Source organism: Kitasatospora sp. NPDC004799 (genome assembly GCF_040609095.1).
In the GTDB taxonomy this organism is placed as follows: Bacteria; Actinomycetota; Actinomycetes; order Streptomycetales; family Streptomycetaceae; genus Kitasatospora.
The window spans coordinates 850-4,083 of record NZ_JBEXJK010000571.1; the positions used below are offsets into that span (position 1 = coordinate 850).

Consider the following 3,234-nt stretch of genomic DNA (forward strand, 5'->3'; position numbering starts at 1 on the left):
CGTCCTGCTGGTAGCCGCCCTGGTCGTAGCCGTACTGGTCGTCGGCGTAGCCCTGCTGCTGGTTGTCGTAGCCCTGCGGGGCGTACTGGTCGTAGCCGTCCTGGGCGTACTCGTCCTGCTGGTAGCCGCCCTGGTCGTAGCCGTACTGGTCGTCGGCGTAGCCCTGCTGCTGGTTGTCGTAGCCCTGCGGGGCGTACTGGTCGTAGCCCTGCTGGTAGTCCTCCTCGACCTCGGCGTCCACCACCGGCGGCTGCGGGCCGCCCTCCAGGGCCGCCCGGCGGACCTGGTCGAGGCGCTGGGAGCGCTGGACGGCCTCCAGGGCGGGGCTGAACCCGCTGGAGCCGGCGTTGCCGATGCCGGTGAGGTGGTCGTCGAAGCCGAGCTCGGCCGCGCTGCGGGCGCGGGTGTCCGGCGCCCACTCGGCGGCCGGCTCCTGCTCGGCGAAGATCCGGGAGACGGTGAACTGCTCCTCGGGCTCCGGCGCCGGACCCGACTGGGTGACGAACGGCGGGAGCATGACCAGCGAGGTGGTGCCGGCGGACTCGCCGGACGGGCGGAGCTGGACGCGGATGTCGTGCCGCTGGGAGAGCCGGCCGACCACGAACAGGCCCATGCGGCGGGAGATGGTGGCGTCCACCGTGGGCGGCTCGGCCAGCTTCTCGTTGATCTCCGCGAAGTCCTCGGCGGTGAGGCCGATGCCCTTGTCGTGGATCTCGACCAGCACGCGGCCGTCCGGCAGGCGGGTGGCGTTGACCAGCACCCGGGTCTGCGGGCTGGAGAACGAGGTGGCGTTCTCCAGCAGCTCGGCGAGCAGGTGGACGAGGTCGGTCACGGCGGCGCCGACGACCTCGACCTCCGGGATGCCGGAGAGCTCGACGCGCTCGTACTGCTCCACCTCGGAGGCGGCGGCGCGCAGCACGTCGACCAGCGGGACCGGGGTGTTCCAGCGGCGGCCGGCCTCCTCGCCCGCGAGGACGAGCAGGTTCTCACCGTTGCGGCGCATACGGGTGGCCAGGTGGTCCAGCTTGAAGAGGTTCTCCAGCTGGTCCGGGTCGGCCTCGTTGTTCTCCAGGTCGGTGATCAGCGCCAGCTGGCGCTGGATCAGGCTCTGGCTGCGGCGCGACAGGTTGGTGAAGATCGCGTTGACGTTCCCTCGCAGCAGGGCCTGCTCGGCGGCGAGCGCCACGGCCTGCTGGTGGACCTGGTCGAACGCCCGGGCGACCTCGCCGATCTCGTCCTTGCCGTGCAGCGGGATCGGGGTCACCGAGGTGTCGACCCGGTCGGGGTCGGTCTTGGAGAGCTTCTCGACCAGGTCCGGCAGGCGGTGGTCGGCGATCTCCAGGGCGGCGCTGCGCAGGGTGCGCATGCCGAGGATCATCGAGCGCGCCACGTAGCCGGTGAGCAGACCGGCCAGGATCAGCGCCGCGACGACGATGATCGTGTTGAGGATGGCGTCGTAGAGCGCGTTGTCCTTCAGGGCGCGGGAGTCGGAGAGGACGTCGTCCAGCAGCGCGACTTCGGTGTTCCGCAGGGCCTGGATGTGGGTGTTGGCGGCCTGGTTCCAGTTGTCCGGGGTCAGGCCGGCGGCCTTCGCCTCGGCGAACGCGGCGTCGGCGGTGGCCTTGCCCTTCAGCTGGCCCTCCGAGGCCGCCTGGCTGTACGAGGCGGCCAGGGCCAGCAGGCCCTGCATGGTGGGCGCCGCGCCGTTGGGCATCTTGTACGCCGAGCGCTCCTGGGAGGTGGCCAGGGCGACCTGCGCGTCCGAGTACTTCTTGGCGTCCTCGGGGGCGCTACCGGTCTTGAACTCGTTGAGGGAGACCTGCTCCAGCTTCTCCGCGAGCACGATCTGCTGGGTCGCGTCGACGTTCTCGTACCGGGTGGTGCCGTTCTGCGCGATGCCGACCAGCAGGCTCAGCATCAGCGAGCGCTGGGTCGAGGCGGACGCCTTGGCCAGCGACATCGCGTAGATCGCGCGGCCCTTGCTGGTGGCGTTGGTGGAGCCCAGGCCGACCGAGTTGTCGTACGCCAGCAGCGGGGCGAACATCGTCGAGTAGGCGTTGGCGGTCGCGCTGATGAACAGCTCGGGGTTGTACGCGTTGGCCCGCAGGTGCGGCAGGTCGATCACCAGGGCCTGGAAGGCGTCGTGGCGGCGGGGCAGCTCGCCGGACTTGTCGGAGGCCGCGTAGGCGGCGTTGTAGGCCTTCAGCGCGGCGTCGGTGTCGCCGCGGCGCTTGGTGACCTCGTTGTTCGGGTCCTGCTTGGTGAGCAGGGGTATGAGCGTCTTGTCGCGCTCGTTCTCCAGCGCCTCGGCGAGTTCGGTCGCCGCCTTGGCCAGCTCCGCGGTCTTCTCGGCGCGGGAGGCCTTGATGTAGCCGTCGACCGAGGTGTTCACGCGGAGGCCGCCGAAGACGAGACTGATGATCACGGGGATCAGCAGGATCGCGATCAGGCGGGTCGGCACGCGCCAGTTGCGCGGGCGGAGGAAGTCGTACCGGCTGGAGCCGCCGTCGTCGCCCGACGAGCCGCCGCTGCGGGGCGTCGGGGGCGCGGGCTGGGGCCCGGCGGCCGGGGCGGGGGTCGGGGCGCGTTCCTCGGTGGGAGTGAACGCGGAGAACCCGGCCGGGTCCCCCGGGGTACCGTTCGGCTCGCTCTGGCGGGGCTCGGAGCGCCGCTGCGGGGCGGGTTGCTGCTTACGCCTCACTCGACAACTACCTCTCGGCCGACAGTCGGCCATGGATCAATCCAGCGCTACCCCGGGGCTCCGATCCGCCGCCGGACGGGCCGGCGCAGGAGACATCCAGGGGTAGCTGGAATTTCAGCACGTGCAGGGATGGGGGACAAACAGCCGCCGTCCGGCACCCGCGTCGGCACAATCCGGACAATCACCGACATGACGGAGCAAAACCGTGGTCACCTGGCGCTGAGTGACGCTGTTTCGCCACGCTGAGTCACTGTTGATCACAAAATGCCTACCGAACTGTTATCCGCTGCTTATACACGGGTCTTGCGCGGGGCCCCGGGAGGACACCGGCCGGTAAGCGTCGCCGCCCCGACGGCCGCCCGTCGCGGGACGGACCGTCGGGGCGGTTGTTCGCGCGCTCGCCTCCGGGGCGCCCGGCCCGCTCAGCGGAGCCGGGCGAGCAGGGCGTGTTCGACGAGGGTGATGAGGGCGCTCTTGGCGCTGTCGCGGCGGCGGGCGTCGAGGGTGATGACGGGGGTGTCGGTGCCGAGTTG

Annotated in this window: 1 protein-coding gene and 1 pseudogene; both read right to left on the reverse strand. The window is 70.9% G+C overall.

The features are described from left to right. The coding region (locus ABZW03_RS38205) for a nitrate- and nitrite sensing domain-containing protein (protein ID WP_355269089.1) at positions 1-2,701 on the reverse strand (2,701 nt) is incomplete at its 3' end. Between the two features lie 422 nt (positions 2,702-3,123). Further along, positions 3,124-3,234, reverse strand: a pseudogene (locus ABZW03_RS38210) (ATP-binding protein); the annotation flags it as partial.